Origin of the sequence: Advenella kashmirensis WT001 (assembly GCF_000219915.2) — a bacterium.
Lineage (GTDB): Bacteria > Pseudomonadota > Gammaproteobacteria > Burkholderiales > Burkholderiaceae_B > Advenella > Advenella kashmirensis.
Genome location: NC_017964.1, coordinates 2,221,796 through 2,241,879 on the forward strand (window position 1 = coordinate 2,221,796; position 20,084 = coordinate 2,241,879).

The 20,084-nt window shown below is 55.7% G+C and carries 11 protein-coding genes and 6 pseudogenes; 13 read left to right on the top strand and 4 right to left on the bottom strand.

Annotated features, from left to right (window positions below):
• The 11 genes and pseudogenes from urtC (at position 1) to ureG (ending at position 8,700) form a co-directional block, all read left to right on the top strand.
• Positions 1-1,148, top strand: a pseudogene (gene urtC / locus TKWG_RS10370) (urea ABC transporter permease subunit UrtC).
• Positions 1,149-1,185: 37 nt separating this feature from the next.
• Positions 1,186-1,991, top strand: a pseudogene (gene urtD / locus TKWG_RS10375) (urea ABC transporter ATP-binding protein UrtD).
• Entirely contained in the window at positions 1,991-2,704 is a 714-nt protein-coding gene (urtE, locus tag TKWG_RS10380; RefSeq protein WP_041709339.1) for an urea ABC transporter ATP-binding subunit UrtE, read from the top strand. The pseudogene urtD and the gene urtE overlap by 1 nt, the downstream one beginning before the upstream one ends.
• A gap of 20 nt (positions 2,705-2,724) precedes the next feature.
• Positions 2,725-3,573 carry an urease accessory protein UreD gene (locus TKWG_RS10385; RefSeq protein WP_014750794.1) on the top strand — a complete coding sequence of 283 codons (849 nt, stop codon included), beginning with the start codon at positions 2,725-2,727 and terminating at the stop codon, positions 3,571-3,573.
• Positions 3,574-3,619: 46 nt separating this feature from the next.
• Positions 3,620-3,922, top strand: coding sequence for an urease subunit gamma (locus tag TKWG_RS10390; RefSeq protein ID WP_014750795.1), 303 nt, complete (start codon positions 3,620-3,622; stop codon positions 3,920-3,922).
• A gap of 66 nt (positions 3,923-3,988) precedes the next feature.
• The gene (locus TKWG_RS10395; RefSeq protein WP_014750796.1) at positions 3,989-4,606 is read left to right on the top strand and encodes a HupE/UreJ family protein; all 618 of its coding nucleotides are present in this window, start codon (positions 3,989-3,991) and stop codon (positions 4,604-4,606) included.
• Between the two features lie 15 nt (positions 4,607-4,621).
• Positions 4,622-4,930, top strand: a complete 309-nt coding sequence (locus TKWG_RS10400; RefSeq protein ID WP_014750797.1) for an urease subunit beta — start codon at positions 4,622-4,624, stop codon at positions 4,928-4,930.
• A pseudogene (gene ureC, locus TKWG_RS10405) lies at positions 4,927-6,638 on the top strand (urease subunit alpha). Before TKWG_RS10400 ends, ureC begins: the two are co-directional and overlap by 4 nt.
• A 33-nt stretch (positions 6,639-6,671) precedes the next feature.
• A pseudogene (gene ureE, locus TKWG_RS26505) lies at positions 6,672-7,127 on the top strand (urease accessory protein UreE); the annotation flags it as partial.
• Positions 7,128-7,274: 147 nt separating this feature from the next.
• Positions 7,275-7,967, top strand: a complete 693-nt coding sequence (locus tag TKWG_RS26510) for an urease accessory protein UreF (RefSeq protein ID WP_041710100.1) — start codon at positions 7,275-7,277, stop codon at positions 7,965-7,967.
• Positions 7,968-8,070: 103 nt separating this feature from the next.
• Complete coding sequence (ureG, locus tag TKWG_RS10415) at positions 8,071-8,700, top strand: urease accessory protein UreG (protein ID WP_014750801.1); 630 nt, start codon at positions 8,071-8,073, stop codon at positions 8,698-8,700.
• Here ureG and TKWG_RS10420 read toward each other — a convergent pair.
• The 3 genes and pseudogenes from TKWG_RS10420 to TKWG_RS10430 form a co-directional block, all read right to left on the bottom strand.
• Positions 8,672-10,438: an ArnT family glycosyltransferase gene (locus TKWG_RS10420; protein ID WP_014750802.1), complete on the bottom strand. Its 1,767-nt coding sequence runs from the start codon at positions 10,436-10,438 to the stop codon at positions 8,672-8,674. The genes ureG and TKWG_RS10420 overlap by 29 nt on opposite strands.
• Before the next feature lie 83 nt (positions 10,439-10,521).
• Positions 10,522-11,825, bottom strand: a pseudogene (locus tag TKWG_RS10425) (L-serine ammonia-lyase).
• A 98-nt stretch (positions 11,826-11,923) separates the two neighbouring features.
• Complete coding sequence (locus TKWG_RS10430; protein ID WP_148274520.1) at positions 11,924-15,637, bottom strand: YhdP family protein; 3,714 nt, start codon at positions 15,635-15,637, stop codon at positions 11,924-11,926.
• A 92-nt stretch (positions 15,638-15,729) separates the two neighbouring features.
• Here TKWG_RS10430 and glnE point away from each other — a divergent pair.
• Positions 15,730-18,536 (top strand): annotated as a pseudogene (glnE, locus tag TKWG_RS10435) (bifunctional [glutamate--ammonia ligase]-adenylyl-L-tyrosine phosphorylase/[glutamate--ammonia-ligase] adenylyltransferase).
• A gap of 88 nt (positions 18,537-18,624) precedes the next feature.
• A complete protein-coding gene (locus TKWG_RS10440; protein WP_014750805.1) occupies positions 18,625-19,296 on the top strand; it encodes an epoxyqueuosine reductase QueH in 672 nt (223 codons plus the stop codon).
• A gap of 238 nt (positions 19,297-19,534) precedes the next feature.
• On the opposite strand, the gene TKWG_RS10445 is transcribed toward TKWG_RS10440, so the two are convergent.
• A complete protein-coding gene (locus tag TKWG_RS10445) occupies positions 19,535-20,068 on the bottom strand; it encodes an ExbD/TolR family protein (RefSeq protein WP_014750806.1) in 534 nt (177 codons plus the stop codon).
• Positions 20,069-20,084 lie beyond the last annotated feature (16 nt).

Below are 20,084 nucleotides of genomic sequence, written 5' to 3' on the forward strand. Positions count from 1 at the left end.
ATGACTACATCCTTCAAACTGACTATTCCTGAACGAGCACCGCTATTTTCACCTACCGGCTGGCTGACCCTATGCGCCGTGGTAATCGGTGTGTTTCTGGCGACTCTGCTGGGTACGCAATGGGCCGCACCCGGTAGCGCGCTGCATATCAGCGACTATACGCTCACGCTTGTCGGCAAGATGCTTTGCTATGCCATCGTAGCCATGTCGATCAATCTCGTATGGGGCTACTGCGGCATCCTCAGCCTGGGGCATGGCCTGTATTTTGCCTGGGGGGCTATGCCATGGGCATGTATCTGGTGCAGGCGCCGGCGCCGGGCCAGGCGTCGGCAGGGTTGCCTGCGTTTACGTTTTTGCTCAACTGGACCGAGTTGCCCTGGTATTGGGCAGGAACGGATACCCTCACCTGGGCATTGATGCTGGCGGCGCTGATTCCGGGGCTTGTAGCGTTCGTCTTTGGCTATTTCGCTTTCCGCTCGCGCATTAAAGGCGTATACCTATCCATCATGACACAAGCAGTGACCTACGCGGCCATGCTGCTGTTCTTTCGCAATGAGACCGGGTTCGGTGGCAACAACGGCTTCACCGACTTCAAGTCTATCGCCGGCTATTCCATCAGCGCGACTGAAACCCGTACGGTGCTTTTTCTGATCAGCTTTGTAATACTCGTCCTGGTGTTTCTACTGGTCCAATGGATCATGAAATCCAGGTTTGGCAAGGTGATCACAGCGATCCGCGATAGTGAAAGTCGTGTCATGTTCATCGGATTCAATCCACTGCAATACAAACTGGCCATCTGGACGCTGTCGGCCGTGCTTTGCGGGATTGCGGGTGCTTTATATGTGCCGCTGGTGGGCATTATCAACCCGGGTGAAATGTCGCCCGTCAATTCAATTGAAATGGTGATCTGGGTCGCCGTTGGCGGCCGCGGATCGCTGGTCGGCAGCATCCTGGGTGTATTCACGGTCAATGGTGCAAAAACGTTTTTCACTGCGTTCATGCCCGAATACTGGCTGTATGTCCTTGGGGGGCTATTTGTTGTCGTGACCCTGTTCATGCCCAAAGGACTGATCGGCCTGTTCTCACGGCGTCGCCCGCCACCGGCCAAGGCTGGTGCGAACGTGGCTCCTGTCTCGGAGGCGGTATGACTCATATCCATGCCGACACTGCCGGCGCTGGTGCACAATCACCCATTTGGCTCATTTTGCTGAATCAGGAAAAATCGATACGACGCACGGCATCGTGCTGTATGTCGAAAACCTGACCGTTAAATTCGATGCTTTCCGCGCGATCAATGACTTGTCCCTGTACATCAAAGAAGGCGAACTGCGTTGCATTATCGGCCCCAATGGCGCCGGCAAAACGACGCTGATGGACGTCATTACCGGAAAGACCGGCCATCGAAATGCGACGATCACCGGTCAGGTCTATCTGGGTCAGACGCTGGATTTGCTGACCATGCAGGAACCCCAGATTGCGCAATTGGCATCGGCAGGAAATTTCAGAAGCCGTCGGTATTCGAGAGCCAGCCGGTTTGGGAAAACCTCTATCTGGCCGACGCCGGAGATCGTCGCTGGCACGCCGCATTAAACGCGCGTATCACCGCAGACGTGCGCCACCGCATTGAAAGCACGCTAAGCATCATGAAGCTGGAAAGTGTTGCCTATCGGGCCGCCGGTGAACTGTCGCACGGGCAGAAACAGCGTCTGGAGATCGGTATGCTGCTGATGCAAAAGCCTGCATTACTGCTGCTGGACGAACCGGTAGCCGGCATGACCGACCGCGAAACGGCCGAGCTGGCTGAAATACTCCATCGCATTCGCGGTACCTGCTCCATTGTCGTGGTGGAGCACGATATGGGCTTTGTCTCAAACCTGGCCGGCGATCAGGGTACCGTCACCGTCCTGGCTGCCGGAACCGTACTGGCGCAGGGGACCATGCAACAGATACAGCAGGATCCGCAAGTCATTGAATCCTATCTCGGCCGCTAATCAAGGAACACGTACCATGCAGCTCAGACGTACAAAACGTCAACCAGTATTATGGCGGCAGCCATATTCTTCGCGATATTTCATTTGAGATAGAAGCAAATGCCCTGACCGCCCTGCTTGGTCGCAACGGCGCGGGCAAAACCACACTGCTGCGCAGCCTGCTTGGCGTCGTGCCAATTCGTAACGGGCAAATCTGCTATGCCGGCAAGGATATCAGTCGAATGGGAACGGCGGGCCGTATTGCCCAGGGTATAGGCTATGTGCCACAGGGGCGCGATATTTTTCCCAGACTAAGCGTAAAGGAAAACCTACTGGTCGGTGCCGCTTCACGCAAAACACCTAAAGGAATACCTGCCTTTATTTACCAGCTTTTTCCGGTTCTCAAGGAAATGGAACACCGCAACGGCGGCGACCTGTCGGGCGGACAGCAACAGCAACTGGCCATCGGTCGTGCACTCATGGGACAGCCGCAGCTGTTGATTCTTGATGAGCCCACCGAAGGCATCCAGCCCAATATCATTCAACATATCGGACGCACCCTCAAGTCGCTGGTCTCTGACCATGGCATGACTGTTCTGCTGGTTGAACAGTACCTGGATTTTGTCAAGATTATCGCCGACGATTACCTGGTCATGAACCGGGGCGTGATCATTGCCCGTGGCAAAGGCGCCAATATCGATGCCGATGGCATCGAACGTCACATCAGCGTGTAGCCTGGATCATGTCAGTTGTCATGAAAACCGAACAATGGAGCGCAAACCTGGCATTGGCTTTTTCGCAGCAGCCCACCGGACGCAGCGCCCTGACGCGTAATGTCCATACCGGCCCATTGCTGGTGCAGAAACCCCTTTATCCGGAAGGGCCTGCTGTTTGCCATGCAACGATATTGCATCCGCCATCCGGTATTGCCGGGGGTGATGAACTGAACATCGCCGTGACCGTGCATGAGGCTGCCCATGCCGTACTGACTACGCCCGGAGCAACACGCTGGTACAAAGCCAATGGCAAACCGGCAAGCCAGACCGTAACGCTTCGCGTGGATGCGGGAGCAAGACTGGACTGGCTGCCACTGGAAAATCTGATCTTTGAACAGGCCGACGCCACAAACGACACTCATATCCACCTTGCCGCCGGTGCGCATGCGATCGGCTGGGATTGCTACCAACTGGGCAGTGTCGTCACGCAGGGGCACTGGCAGGCAGGCAGGATTACCCTTCATTCGACCCTGCATTACGACGGCAAACTGGTATGGACTGAAGCCGGCCAGGTCGATGCGCAGCATCCTATCAGGCGCCGCGGCGCCGGGCTGGCTCAGTTTCCGCTCATGGCGACGATCTGGAGTGTCGGTCCCGTAATCGGTGCGGAACAGATGGCGCAGATGACCGAAAGCTTGCCCTGGACCGACAGGCTGCGCGCAGGCGCCAGCCAAATTTCGCTTGATGCAACAACCAGCCTGATCCTGGTACGCGCACTTGGAACACACGCCGAAGCCGTCAGACAATTAATGATCAGGTGCTGGCAGCATTTGCGCCCGCTGCATCTGGGCACCACGGCGGTCCCGTTGCGTCTCTGGCGCACCTGACCCGCTAATCGACCCGACTATTTCATATGTACTTGTGGAGACCACCATGGATCTGACCCCCAGAGAGAAAGACAAGCTGCTGATATTTACCGCAGCACTGCTCGCCGAGCGACGCCGCGGCCGGGGCCTGAAGCTCAATTACCCAGAGGCGGTCGCCCTGATCAGCGCCGCACTGCTTGAAGGCGCACGCGATGGCAAGAGTGTTGCCCAACTCATGCATGAAGGCACACAAGTGCTGACCCGTAACGACGTGATGGAAGGCGTCCCGGAAATGCTGCCGGATATCCAGATCGAAGCCACTTTCGAGGACGGCACAAAACTGGTCACGGTGCATCACCCGATCATCTGAATACTGAATCGGCCTGCCAGCGGCAACCATGCCCTGCTCCGGCTTTTATATACAAAGGAAAATCCCATGTTTCATTCACCTGCCACCCAACTGCGAAAAATGCTGACAGCACTCACGCTGCTCAGCCTGGCTCAGCCTGTGCTGGCCCATCCCGGGCATCCTGAGCATTCCGATACCCTATCCATGCTCACTGAAGGGTTGTTGCACCCGTTGGCCGGCCCCGACCATCTGCTGGCCATGCTCTCTGTGGGAGTCTGGAGCGCGCTGATGCAGCCGTCTGTCCGGCGTGCGATTTACATCCCCTTGTCATTTTCATTCGTCCTGCTGGTGGGTGCGCTGACAGGCATGGCGGGCCTGCACATTCCTCTGATCGAGCCGCTCATCATGGCCTCCCTGCTGGTACTGGGTCTGATGCTGGTCGGATTGACCAGGCTACCGCTGTCCGTAGCAGCTGCGCTGGTCGCATTCTTTGCATTCTTTCACGGTGCCGCCCATGGAATGGAGCTTCCGCAAGGTGGTGCTGCCATCGTGTTCATTCTGGGCTTCATGATCTCTACCCTGCTCATTCACTGCACCGGCATGGTCGCCGGCGCGATTTTGACGCGTCGTCATGCCTGGCCGGCCCGGCTGGCCGGGGCGGGCATCGCTTCATATGGGGCGATATTGATGCTGGCCGGTCACTAAATAAGGGGACCAGTCATGATCCCAGGCGAAATCATTGCCGCAAGCGGCAATATCAACATCAATACAGGCAGAACCACGATTGTCATGGAAGTAACCAATACAGGAGATCGCCCGATTCAGGTTGGGTCACATTATCATTTTGCCGAAACCAATTCGGCACTACTGTTTGATCGTCAGCAAGCCCGGGGGTATCGGTTGAATATTGTTGCCGGTACAGCCGTGCGCTTCGAGCCAGGGCAAATCCGCAAGGTCCAATTGGTCGCGTTAGCTGGCGACCGGCGCGTATTTGGCTTCACCGGGAATGTCATGGGAGCACTGGAATGACAACAATATCAAGACAGGCCTATGCCGAAATCTTCGGCCCCACCATCGCAAACGGCGAACCCGACCGCGTTCGCCTTGCCGATACCGGACTGATTATAGAAGTTGAGAAAGATTTCACCATATTCGGAGAAGAAGTCAAATTTGGCGGCGGCAAAGTCATTCGCGACGGCATGGGTCAAAGCCAGCGGTGTACGGCCGATTGCGCCGACACCGTCATTACCAATGCGCTCATCGTTGACGCCATTGCAGGTATTGTCAAGGCCGATATCGGTATCAAAAACGGTCATATAACGGGTATCGGCAAAGCCGGCAATCCCGACATCCAGCCTGGCGTCACTATCGTCATCGGCCCTGGCACCGAAATTATTGCCGCTGAAGGCTTTATCGTTACTGCAGGCGGTATCGATACCCATATACACTTTATCTGTCCGCAACAGATCGAAGAGGCCATATCCTCCGGTATCACAACCATGATTGGCGGCGGTACCGGTCCTGCGACTGGCACATTTGCAACCACCTGCACGCCGGGGCCATGGCATATCCATGCCATGCTCGGCGCAACGGATGCCTTTGCGATGAATATCGGTCTTCTTGGCAAAGGCAATGCCAGCGATCCGGCACCGCTACTGGAACAAATCCATGCCGCGCCCTTGGCCTGAAACTGCATGAAGACTGGGGAACCACGCCACAAGCCATCGACACCTGTTTGGGCGTGGCCGATCAGACTGATACACAAGTGCTATACACAGCGACACGCTAAACGAATCAGGTTTTGTCGAGGCGACCCTGGCCGCCTTCAAAGGACGCACCATCCACACCTTCCATACCGAGCGCAGGCGGCGGTCATGCGCCCGATATCATTCGCGCGGCAGGCATGCCCAATGTGCTGCCTGCGTCCACCAACCCAACAATGCCTTTTACACACAATACGATTGACGAACATCTGGATATGCTGATGGTTTGTCATCATCTGGATGCATCCATCGCTGAAGACCTGGCATTTGCCGAGAGTCGAATCCGCCGCGAAACCATCGCAGCCGAAGACATCCTGCACGACCTTGGCGCATTTTCCATCATGAGTTCCGACTCGCAGGCCATGGGGCGTGTTGGCGAAGTGATTCTTCGCACATGGCAGACTGCAGACAAGATGAAGCAGCAGCGTGGCAGCCTGGCTGGCGACCCCAGCCGCTCGGACAACAATCGCGTCAAGCGCTTTATTGCCAAGTACACTATCAACCCGGCTATTGCACATGGTATCGCCCATAAGGTGGGGTCAGTACAAGGCGGCAAGCTGGCCGATCTTGTCTTGTGGCGACCCGCATTCTTCGGAGTCAAACCCAGCCTGATTATCAAAGGCGGGATGATCGCCCACGCAGTGATGGGTGACCCGAATGCTTCTATCCCCACACCACAACCGGTGCATTATAGAAAAATGTTCGGCTCTTTCGGTCGTGCCTTGAAGACCTCGCTGGCCTTTGTGTCCCAGGCAGGCTTTGACAACCCTGCCGTGCACGCACTGGGTCTGACCAAAACACTGTGCTCGGTCAGCGGTTGCCGCAATATCGGCAAGCGCGATATGGTGCGCAATGACTGGTTGCCCGATATCCGGGTCGACCCGCAAACTTATCAGGTTTTCGCCGATGGCCAGCTGCTGAGCTGCGAGCCGGCCAAAGCATTGCCGATGTCCCAGCGCTATTTTCTATTCTGATCGTTTACTACTCTGCCCAGGACCCCTTTTGAGATGACGCGTACCGTACAAAAATTCCTGCGCCACAGTGGCCTGTCTGCCACGCTATTGCAGCGTGCACCGGTGGCCCGAATGACATTTGAACAACGGCGTCGCAGCCGTCAGCAATTGAATCTTGGTAATGGCGAAACAGTCCATTTATTTATTGCCCGTGGCCAGGTCCTACAGCCAGGTGATGTTCTCGTGGCCGATGACGGCGGCATCATTACTGTACAGGCACAACCTGAGCAACTGGTTCGGGTGATGGCCGATTCGGCCATCGACCTGGCGCGGGCGGCCTATCATCTGGGCAATCGGCATGTCATGCTGGAGGTGGGTGCGGATTATCTGCAATTGGAGTACGACCCTGTTCTTGTGCAAATGCTTCATCGTCTTGGTGTGCATACGTCGCTTGTTGAGCAACCATTCAATCCGGAAACCGGCGCTTATGGCGGTGGCCATAAACATGGACACGACGAAACATTCGAAGAAGATTATTCGCTTGCCCAGGCAGCATATCATGTCCATGAGCCTCCTCCATTGATGACCATGATCATCAACATAGCCATGCGACCAACCACTGGTCAGATCATGCACATCCGCACAAATGACCCATCCATGATGACACCTGCGCAGTACGCGCAATTGATGCGCTTATCTTCTCCGGCCCTGCCTGTGGGCGGATACAGCTATTCCCAGGGACTGGAATCGGCGGTGGAATTGGGAATTGTAAAAGATGAAGGCGATGCCCGCCTGTGGATAGAAGACACCTTGCACACGGTGACGGCGGCCTGTGATGCCGCCGTATGGCTAGTGCTCTCCCGCGCCTGGCGATCGCAGGATCTCAAAGCGGTCCGGCAATGGAACCAATGGTACTACGCAAGCCGAGAGACCGCCGAAGCCCGGGCTGAAACTACCCAGATGGCAATTTCCCTGATCAATCTGATAGACGCCCTGCTTTGGGCAAGCGACGAAGAACGCGGCATACTCAGCGGCATGGATACCCCTTGCTTTCCGACAGTGCATGCGATTGCCGTGGCAGCCCTGGATCTGCCCGAAGATGCCGGCGTCACGGCCTTGCTGTATGCCTGGCTGGAAAACCAGGTCATGGCGGCAATCAAGACGATACCGCTGGGGCAAACGGCCGGCCAGCGTCTGCTATCGGCGCTTGTGCCGCAATTGGACCTTGCTGTAGACGCGGCCAAAGACGCAGCAAACCACACACCTCCCCGCATCCAGACGTTTGCTCCGCACTACGCTATTGTCGCGGCTCGGCACGAAAGCCAGTTTTCCAGGTTGTTCCGATCATGACGCCGCAGCGCCGCTGCTTATATGCATATCAGTGCACCACCACAGTTGTCATTTCCGCCACCATTGCCTTAGTTAAAGGTAAAGCATTAAAGGTAAAGAATTCATGAACGCTCTCAACAGAACCAAAACATTGCCGGCGCTACGCGTTGGTATTGGCGGGCCCGTCGGATCGGGAAAAACCACGCTGCTCGAGGTGTTGTGCAAGAAGCTGGATACCCGCTATGATCTTGTCGCCATTACCAATGACATCTACACCAAGGAAGACCAGCGCCTGCTCACCGTTTCGGGCGCCTTACCTGCCGAACGCATTATGGGCGTGGAAACCGGCGGCTGCCCACATACTGCGATTCGTGAAGATGCGTCCATTAACTTGCGTGCAATCGATCAGATGCTGCACCGTTTTCCACAAGCCGATATTGTGTTTATCGAATCCGGCGGCGACAATCTGGCGGCAACCTTCAGTCCTGAGCTGTCTGATCTGACGATTTATGTCATCGATGTGGCGGGTGGGGAAAAAATCCCGCGCAAGGGCGGTCCGGGCATCACCAAATCAGATCTGCTGATTATCAACAAAACCGACCTTGCACCATATGTTGGCGCCTCGCTGGATATCATGCGACAGGACACCGAGCGCATGCGCCAGAACCGGCCGTTTGTAATGTGCAATATGAAAACCGGCGACGGCATTGATGCGATCATTCAATTCATTGAAAAAGCCGGCATGCTGGTCTGAGGTTATTGTCTCCGAGTATCACCCGCAACCTGGCACCATGGCATGACGGCTCCCGGCGGCAACAGATAGACTTGCCGCCGGCCATCGGTAAAATACGGTTTGATATTGGCCCATTCCGGAAAATCGTCCAGCCGTCTGGCATCGCCCAGTATCCAGCGCCGATCACCGCTGGGAACACATAATGTCCGCTCAAAAGCGGCAGGCAACGCAAAGCGATAGCGCTGTTGGCCGCATCGAACTGTTGCGCATCCCACAGCTCCTTGCGCCAGGTGTCCCTGGCGCTCACCTGGCTATCGACCCAGTCACTGACCACGGTCAGAGCCGGATTGTTTCCCATATAAAAGCCAAAATCGAATGGGTAAAAATCAAGACTGTAATATCGGTCCGACTGTCCGGGCAGCGGCGGCGACTGCCTGATCGCCTTTGCAATACGACTGCTGCCTGGCAGCGTGGCCGTGGACAGGTATACCATGCCAGCTACACCCACAAGCAGGCACAACAGCATACGAACCATAAAATGCCCTGACTCTGCAGCGTCCTGGTCCAGAGCCCGCTGCCGGTGGTTTGCAGGCAAGAACTGGCTGGCAACGGCCTTCACGCGTATCGCCGCCGCGCTGCCTGAGCTGGAGAAAAATTCGGCAAACAAATACGCCAGCGGCGGCAGCACAGGGAGAATGTATCCAACCAGCTTGGACTGCGGAATAGAGAAAAAGACAAGAATGATGGCAAGCCAGATCCACATCAAAGTCCGTACGCTTGCATGATTTTCCTGGCGCCAATATCGCCAATAGCCACGGGTAAAAACGGCAAGCGCTGCCCCGCGATACCATGGCAACATGCTACCGAACAAGACGGCAAGGTAAAACCAGACCGGCATCACATTATTGAACCCGCCTTGAGTAAAGCGTGCTACTTGCTGATAGACAAGATAATAGTGCAGAAACCCCGGATAACGCCATTGCATCAGCAACAGCCAAGGCGCAATGATGCCAAGAAAAAGCATCATGCCGCGAATGCGCAGCAATATCCTGATGGCTCTGTAACGGCGTTCGACAAGCAACCAACACAAGAGCACCCCCGCTGGCAAAACGAAGCCGATCAATCCTTTGGCCAGAAATCCCAAGGCGGCAAACAGATACATCGCCAGCACCCACCGTAGATGCGATTGCCCTTGCTGATGCAACAGGGCGGCGGTTGCCCCACACAGAATGGTGCTGCAGATCATTGCTGCGACCAGCAGGTCCAAATTGGCATAGTGCGCTGCGCCGAACATTAGTGGCGTCATGGCCAGGATGATACTTGCCTTCAATGCGCGCGCCGACGCCACGAAACGGCGTACAAAGATAAACAAAGCACCGACCATGGACAATCCGGCCAGCGCCGGCACCAGTCTTACTGCAAATTCATTCTGGCCGAACACCGACAGACTGGCCGCAGTAAGCCAGTAAAACAGCGGTGGCTTATGAAAATAAGGCATGCCATTGAGCAGTGGCGTGCTCCATTGCTCAGACTGGAACATTTCCAGCGCTACGCCAACGTACCGACCTTCGTCCGGATTCAGCAGCGGCCACAGCCAGTTGCCAAGCACAAACCACAAGGCAGTGGCCAGCAGAAGCAATGGCAACAGAAAGGATTTGGCGGTCAGATGAGACAACCGTTCAATACGGTTGATGGCAGTCGTACCAGGCCGGATAACACCAGAGGAAAGCATGAAGGCAGACAGGGAATGAAATTGCATCCATCATAGCGACCGGAATATCAAATAATCGTTAAATTACCGCCCTGCACTGCTATCGCGCCGAAGGCAAATCTCAGTCAACGTTAGCATTCAATGATATTAACGGCCAGCCCGCCACGCGATGTTTCCTTATACTTCGATTTCATATCCGCTCCGGTCTGCATCATGGTGCGGATCACTTTATCCAGCGACACGTAATGTGTGCCGTCACCCCGCAATGCCATGCGGGCGGCATTGATGGCCTTGACCGCGCCCATCGCATTGCGCTCGATACATGGAATCTGCACCATGCCGCCAACAGGATCACAAGTCATCCCCAGATTGTGCTCCATACCAATTTCGGCGGCATTCTCCGCTTGCGGGACGGTGCCCCCCAATACGGCTGCGAGCGCGCCCGCCGCCATGGAGCAGGCAACGCCCACTTCTCCCTGGCAGCCGACCTCGGCGCCGGAAATAGACGCATTTTCCTTGTAGAGAATCCCTATGGCCGCAGCCGTCAGCAGAAAATCAATCACGCCCTGTTCATTGGCGCCGGGCACGAAATTGACGTAATAATGCAGGACTGCGGGAATGACTCCTGCCGCCCCGTTGGTCGGCGCTGTCACCACCTTGCCACTGGCCGCGTTCTCCTCATTGACTGCCAGCGCATACAGATTCACCCAATCGAGCATGGACAGGGGATCTTTCAGCGACTCATGAGGTCGACTGCACAACTGTTCATGCAGCTGTCGGGCGCGACGCTTGACATGAAGAAAACCCGGCAGACTGCCGGTGGCTGAACAGCCACGCGTTACACAAGCCTGCATTACTGCCCACAAGTCCAGTATTTTCTGCCTGACTTCCTGCTGCGGCCGATAATGCCTTTCGTTCTCCATCATCAACTGTGCAATTGTCAACTGGTGCCGCTGACATAGATCAAGCAACTGCTGACCAGAATTAAACGGATAAGGGATGTCAATATCCGGTGTCAGATTCACCCGGACCCGGTCGCAATTCATCACGAAACCGCCGCCAATGGAATAATATTCCTTCTTCATAAGTAATTGATCGGCAGCATCGAACGCCTTGAAGCGCATTCCATTCGAATGCTGGGGCAAGGTTTCCCGTCGATTGAACTTGATATGGACGCTCTCATCAAAGACAATCTCGTGGCGATTGAGTAACCTGACCATGCCACTGCTGCGCACCTGCTCGATCAGTGCCGGTACCATGTCCGGATCCAGCGTCTCTGGCTGGTAACCATGCAGCCCAATAACAACTGCCATATCACTTTTATGCCCCTTGCCGGTCGCGCCAGCGAGCCGAACATCTCTATATGAAGACGTTGCGCGCTCTCAAGCAGGTCGGCTTGCTCCAGACGATTCACAAAACGCAGAGCAGCAATCATGGGGCCGACCGTGTGGGAACTCGAAGGCCCGATACCCACCTTGAAAATGTCAAATACGCTCAAGGCCATTTTTTTCCTCGACAATGTTGGTGGACCGCTCAATGGGTCCGATACAGCTCATCCATTTTCCGTTCGGATTCACGGTTTTTCAATTCAGCTTCGCTGGGCAATGCCATGTCGTTGAGCAATGGCCTGGCCCAGTTTCCGGTTACGTGATATTTTACCGTCAGGGCACGCTGCAATGGCGCCTGCAGCAGCCATTGCGTCAGGAAAGCGCCTACCCCGACCGCCGGATTAACGATGGTTCCCGCCAATACAGAGGCGCCGCTCACATCCAGCTTGGGCACGACCACGGCCTGAAAGTCCAGGCTTTCGGATTTCAGATCAGTCACGCCGGAGGCCACAATGGCAGACGACGGGCCGTTCAGGCGGAAATCGTCGACAACGAGGCGGCCGGCATCCAGGCGCATGCGGCTGCGGATAGTGTCAAAAGTAAGCCCCGACTGCACCGAATTGCCCAGTGTTTTCCCGAATTTGGGCAAGCGCCGAAACGACTGCAATGACAATAACTCCAGAGCCTTGACCGCGGACGACTGGACGCTTTCCAGACGCCCTTCTTTGAGGCTGCCGTTCAGTGAACCATTGAGCATGGCCAAATCCAGATCCTGGACGTTTTTCCAGTCAATTTCCGCGTCGATCTGGCCGCTGCCATTTTTGATGACCCCGCCCAACTGATAGGTTTCAAGAAATCGGCCCAAGTCAGAAACCACAATTTTTCCTTGCAGTTGCAGATCCTTTGCCGTGCCTTGCTGATGGATGGCGCCTTGCGCCGCAAGCGACCCGCCCTCATTGACCAGGCTGAAGTAATCCACCTTCCAATCGTCCGAACCCGGCAACTGGTAGCCTTTGAGTATCATCTGTCCCATTTGCTTGCCATAGACAGTCAGATTTTTCACCGCCAGGTCCAGACGCGGCAAAGGTTGCGTCGCGCCAGCGCGCGCCTTTGCGGTGTCCCTGTCCTTTTGCAGTGGCGTGCGCGTATCGGCAGGTTCATCGGCCGGTTCAATAATGTTCAAGGTATCGAGTCTGACGGTCAGGTTGCCCGGATCCCGAGCGCGCACGCCGGGTATCCAGGCCCCGCTTCCCTGCGCCTGAGCGGAATTCAGTTGCAGATTCCATTGCCTGTCCGCCCTGGTAGCCGTCAGCGTGGCATCCGTCAGCGTTTGGTTCTTGACCATTAATGCCTGTGCTTGTAGGGCCACGTGTGACACATCCGGCAATACCTGCCGTTCACGATCCGCCGCGGCGCTGTCGGCAAACTCATCAACTATGTCATCCCACGCCTGCGCATCCAGCGTCGGGTTCTGCGCCACGATCGTCAGACCGGGCTGGCCCAGTTCAGCGGCTTTGTTGACACCGATGGTGCCGCGATGGAAATACGGTCCCTTGCTGCTATTAACATCATGCTCGAAAATCGCGTGCGTACGGGTGCCGTCAATGCGAATATCCAGGTAACGCTTGCCGTTATCCCTGGCGCCTTCGTTTGCACGCCAGACAATCGTGGTCGGCCAGCGCGCCGATTTGGGCTTGGATAAGCTATCGGGAAATTGCGTAGCCAGGCCCGCAAGATCCGATTTGAACTGAACCTTTACCCTGCCGCCTGATGAAAAGTGCACCAGGCTGGTGTAATCTGTGCTGCCACTAATGCGTCGCATGCCCTGCACCGGTAGCAATTGACGCAAGCCGGCCGCGGTCAGGGTGCCGTTAATGGATAGCGGCTTGCCCACGGTGCCGATGGGCCCGTCAAGCACGACTTTACCGCCCAGCATGACACCCTTGACGGCATTGGCCTGCAGTTGTGTCTCGGTAAACGGCATTGCGCCTTCAAGATGCTCAGCCCAAGGAAAATCCGGTGTGAGTCGGAAACGGCTATCATCCAGATGAATCGAACCGGAAATCTGTGAATTATCCGCGTCCAGCACCGGGATGTGCAGCGCGATGGGAATGGTCCACTGACCACTGCCTTGCGCTTCATCCAGCACATTATTGATCAGATTGCCCAACGGGCTGATTCTGGTGAAGGTCAGGAAATCCTCGGCGCGTCCACTTGCCTTTGCCTGTAAATCAACTGTGGTGTTTTTCTCAAGACTGGATACAACTCCGTGAAACGTATCCAGATTCAGCCGCTGGCCTTCAGGCATGGCATAGAAGGCCTGAATGGAATCAATAATGATCTGATCATTCTGAAAATGAATCGTGCCACTATCGGAGTTGACGACCGGCCAGCGTTTGCCCCGGATATCTTTCTGATGATAATTGAGCAGCAAATCTGCGTAAGTGCCGCGTAGCAGGAAACTGCCCGAGTCAGGCGCCAGGCCAAACGGAAAATCATCAACCACGCCCTTGAGCTCGAACTCGGCGGCCGACAGTTCCCCATTCTGAAAGGCATCCTTAAGCCATTCACGTGCATCCGGATCCATCACATTGGGCAGATAGTTGTACAAATGCGGCAATGACACCGCCCGCAACGATCCGCTCAAATCCACAATACCGTTATCGCTGTTGGCGTCGGAACGCCAGGTCCCGCTCCCCTCCATCTGCAAATCCTGATTATGTACCGTAGCCCGGGTAAAATTGACCCGCGGCTCCTGCACAGAATTACGACTGAAATCACCACGGATACTCGCTTCATCAATCGACAGCGGATTCTCAAAAATAACCGGGTCCTTATAATAGAAACCCTTGACACTGGACTCAAACTGCACCGGCGGGTAGCTGATGTTATCAGCCGCAGCGGCTTCATGCATCGACAAACGCCAGCGGTTGAATTCATTGATTACACTTGTAAAAGACGAGCTCAGACGGGAGTTCAGGCTATCTGCAGCGATAATAAACTCGTGATTACGGATGTGATCTTCAACCCGCACCTTCTCCAATCCATAGGCCACCATCATGTCCTGGGGCACATTGCTGTCAATTTGAAGGTCGACCACTGCATGCGAGACGATGCCCGATTTTACTTTTTGCGGTATATCGAACCAGGGCCTGGCGGCCAGCACGTCCAGATTGAGCACAGACACTCGTAAGTTGCCCGACCAGGCCGGCGTTTGTTTATCTGCAACATCATCCTGCTGCAGGCTGCTCAATAGCTGAATGGAATGACCCACCTGCGCAGGCATGCGGGCGCTGGCGCTAAGCACTCGCTTTGTTCCATTTTTTGTCAACTGCAATGTGAAATCAGAGAACGTAAACGGACCCGCCTGGGGCCGCGTCTGGTCAGTCCAGCTAAAGCTCCCGTTGAGCACGGTCATTTCCGGCAAGGCTTGCAGCAAATCGGACAAAGGTGCCAGCGTCACGTTACCGGCATCGACCGCCTCGGGCGCCGAATGGACGTTATCGCTGTCCAGGCGCCTGCCAAGCAGCCAAATCCGTTGCTGCCGATCACGAGTCATGTTCAGATGAATCTGCCGAATTTCGACAGCGGCCGGCTCCAGCTGCAACCGCAAGGCTTGTCCCCAGTCCAGACTGGCGACCGCTTCGCCGACAGTCAACATCGGCGTATCGGACTGATCGGTAACCTGCAGCGCGCGCAGCCGTAACCGGGGCACAATTCCCGTCCAATCAATCGCCAGTTTTTCGATTCTGACGTGCTGGCCTGTCGCCACGCTCAGCCGCTGCTCAACTTGTTCGCGAAAATGGTCGATATTGGGAGCTAGCAGAAAGCGGACAGCCAATGCCGCCGCCATGGCCAGGACTATAAGCGCTATAAGGAGGGTGCCGGCGTATTTTAGCAGTCGGTACGGCAAATTCACTCAGTGATTCTCGTTGGACATCGGTCTGTTCATGGGTCGGTCGGGGTTCGGGTATTATTATATACAGCATCCCGTCATCACATCGGCAACTCATGAATTGTATCCAATCCCTGCAAAGCGCTCTTTCCTGGTCCGGCTACCTGCGCCGCCGCTTGGACGCGCGGCCCGAGATCCAGCAACAATTACTGGCAGACTCGGCTGAGCCCATTACATCCGCAAGCATTTTACAGTGGTCGCAGGAACTGGCCAGCAACCTGGGCGCCCCCGCAACCCAGGCCTGGGAAATCGAACACTGCCGGATCATCCTGCGCAAGCTGCGCAGCCGCCTGTTCGACACGCTGGTCGTGCGGGATACGGGCGGCGAGGCAACGCTGGAGGAAGTGACACATGCCATGTCCTTTCTGGCTGACTTTGCCGTTGCCCAAGCATACCGCAGCGTGATGACCGATATGGTTCAGATCCATGGCGCCCCGTGGATCCAGCTACTGGCAAGCCCATGGAAATGATCATTCTGGGGATGGGTAAACTGGGCGGGTACGAACTGAATGTCTCATCGGACATCGATCTGATCATGCTGTACCCGGAGGAAGGCGAAACCACCGGGCGACGACCACTGAGCCATCACGAATTCTATGGCCGCCTGACCCGGCGCATGATGCCGATCCTGTCCGATCAGGATGCCGACGGCCAGGTGTTTCGCACCGATCTGCGCCTGCGTCCGGATGGCGACGCAGGCCCCCTGGCCTGGAGCCTGGACGCGCTGGAAAACTACCTGATTGCACAAGGGCGCGAATGGGAACGCTATGCCTGGCTCAAGGCGCGCATCATTCAGGTACAGGCGCTGGAGGGCAGCGCACCGGCCCCCTACGCTCAACAGCTGGAAAGCCTGCGACTTCCCTTCATTTATCGCAAATATTTCGACTTCGATACGCTGGCCTCGCTACGCCAGCTGCGCGAGCGAATCCGTCAGGATTGGCAGCGACGCGCCCTGTCCAAAAACGGTGTCGACACGGTTCACAATATCAAACTTGGCGAAGGCGGCATTCGCGAGATCGAGTTTGTGGTTCAGCTATCGCAATTGATCAAGGGTGGTCGCTTGCCCACTATCCAGGAACCTTGCCTGATCAAGGCGCTGCATGCCGAAGTCAGCGCAGGATTGATTGCCCCCGAAACGGGCAAGAAGCTCGAAGAGGCCTACCGCTTTTTGCGCCGCGTCGAGCATTTTCTGCAATACCGGGAGGACGAACAGACCCATCTGTTGCCTAATGACCAGGCGCGCATGGCGGCTTTGGCCACCGTACTGGGTTTCACGGCGGCCGACTTCACCACCAGACTGGCCGCCCATCGACAGTTTGTCGCTGATACTTTTCGGGACGCCTTTCGCATTGCCGGCCTGAATGATGACCAAAGCAATGGCCAGCAACCGCAAACCTGCGACACCGAGCACCGTGACGACAGGAACCTGGAAGACATCATCAAGCAACATTTTGCCGAACATGACTCAAATGATGTCGAGCATCGGCTCGAAGCACTGTTGGGCAGTTCACGCATCCGCAGCTTGTCCAATAGCAGCCGCGCTCGTCTGGAAAAACTGCTGCCTGCCGTCATCCAGGCAGCCTCGCGTACCCCATTGCCCAACACCGCCTGCGCGCGCCTGTTCGACTTGATCGAAACCATTGCGCAGCGCAGTTCTTACATCGCGCTGCTTGCCGAATTTCCTGACACCCTGGCCCGGGTGGCGCGAATTATGGCGTCCAGTCCCTGGGCAGCCAGCTACCTGACTGCCAATCCGATTCTGCTCGATAGTCTGATCGAATGGAATAGCCTGATGGAGCCCGTCAACATCGCGCTGACAGCCGAACAGCTGGACAAGGAACTGGATGCCTGCGTTCTGCATGACGGTACCCCGGACGTTGAGCAGCAAATGAATGTCATGCGTGATCTGCAACGCCAGGTCAGCTTCCAGTTGCTGGCACAAGACCTGGAAGGCGAGTTGACCGTGGAAAAACTGGCAGACCAGCTCTCCGCCCTGGCCGATGCACTGCTCCAGGAAAGCCTGAAGCGCGTCTGGCCGCTGGTGCGTCCCAAACAGATACAACCAGACGACACCCTTTATCACATGCCCAAATTCGCTGTGATCTCCTATGGCAAGCTGGGCGGCAAGGAACTGGGTTATGCGTCCGACCTGGATCTGGTCCTGCTGTTTGACGATCCGGGTGACTATGCGCTGGAAGTGTATGCCAAGCTTGGCCGTCGCCTCAGTACATGGCTGTCGAGCATGACGTCGTCTGGCAGGCTGTATGAAATAGATTTACGCCTGCGTCCCGACGGCGATGCCGGTTTGCTGGCGGTATCGGTGGATACCTTTGAAAAATATCAACGGGAACATGCCTGGGTCTGGGAGCATCAGGCGCTGACGCGGGCGCGGTTTTCAGCGGGCGACCCGCAGATCGGCAAAACGTTCGAGCGTATTCGCCGCGACATCCTTCTGCAGCAGCGCGACCCGGAAAAGCTCAAACAGGAAGTGATTGAAATGCGTGCCAGAATTCGTGCCGGGCATCCGAATAACACCGAGTTATTCGATGTGAAACATGACCATGGCGGAATGGTGGATATTGAATTCATTACCCAGTATTGCGTTCTTGCCTACGCACACCAACATAAGCAACTGCTGGAAAATCTAGGCAATATTGCCCTGCTCAATATCGCCGGCGAGGTGGGCATTCTCAATGCCGAGCATGCCCGCAAAACAGCGGATAGTTATCGTATCCTGCGACGCATGCAGCATGCCGTCAGGCTCAAGGGGGACGAAAAAGCCAGAATCGATCCTTCGCTGCTGAAGGAGGAACGGGCTGCGGTATGCACGCTTTGGGATGATGTGTTCGGAGAAAACACTTGAAAATAAAGAGGTTTTTTAAAAAAAACGTCAATCCACCCGGGAAATATCCTAAAATAACAGATTAAGAAACGACTTTTCTCTGATCGCCATGGTTACTGTTACTGATATTGAACGCCCCACCCTTGCCCTGCCCGAAGGACACGGCAAAGTGCTGCTGCATTCATGCTGTGCCCCGTGTTCGGGCGAAGTCATGGAAGCCATGCTGGCATCGGGCATCAACTACTCCATCTTTTTTTACAATCCAAACATCCATCCGGTTCGTGAGTATGAAATCCGCAAGGAAGAAAACATACGCTTTGCGCAACTACATGGCATTGAGTTTATTGATGCCGACTACGACGTAGACAATTGGTTCGACCGGGTCAAAGGCATGGAAAATGAGCCCGAACGGGGCATTCGCTGTACCGCCTGCTTCGATATGCGTTTTGAGCGAACCGCACTGTACGCACATGAACATGGTTTCGATACCATTACCAGTTCGCTTGGTATTTCGCGCTGGAAGGACATGAAGCAAATCAATGGCTGTGGCGAACGTGCCGCTGCACGCTATCCGGAGCTGGTGTACTGGACATACAACTGGCGCAAAGGCGGTGGTTCAGCCCGCATGATCGAGATCAGCAAGCGCGAAGAATTCTATCAGCAGGAATACTGTGGTTGTGTGTATTCATTGCGCGACACCAACCGGCATCGTCGCGCCCAGGGGCGTGATCGCATCACGATCGGGGTAAAATTCTACGGCAAGCAGGAAGAAACGCTTTAAAACAAGCATTGTCTGCAAGGCATGGTTATTTGCTGCAAGCTGCGGCCCAGGACAGGCAACAAAACCAGCCGCCTGGTTTTCCGGCATTGGCCAAGCCATGCGTGTTGCCGCCACCAAAACCGGCGCTGTCATCATGCAAAAAAGGACTGAACCCCGTATCGCACAGGCTTCAGTCCTTTTTTTACCCTGGAACGCTATCTGACAGCGCCTGCCAGACACAGCCTGCCGAAGCAGACCTTTATTGGGTTGGTGTTGCCGCTGCGCCAGCGCCGGCAGACGGCGTCGCCGGTGCACCTGCTTGAGGCTTGCCGGTGCCGCTGTCCCCAGCGTTTTCCGAACCGCCAGCAGCGCTCTCGCTGCCAGGTTGGGTAATAAAGCCCAGTTTTTTCAATCCGGACCCTTTTGCCATGGAAAGTACCTGCGCCAGCGCTTCGTATCGCGTGTCGGCATCAGCCCGGATTCGCAACTCTGGTTGCGGGTCTTGCTTGCCTTCATTGACGAACATTTCCCGCAGGTCGCTCTGCTCTACCGGTTCATCATTCCAATAAATGGTGCCTGACTTATCCATCGCCAGATCGATAATGACCGGCTCCTGTTCTACCGGCTTGCTGCTTACCTGAGGCAGATCAATCTTGATTGAATGCGCCATTAGTGGTGCTGTAATGATAAAGATCACCAGCAGCACCAGCATTACGTCAATCAGCGGCACCATATTGATTTCGGTCATGGGACTGGCCGACCCGTTTTTCTGATCAAAACTTCCAAAAGCCATGGCTTTCTCCTGTGTG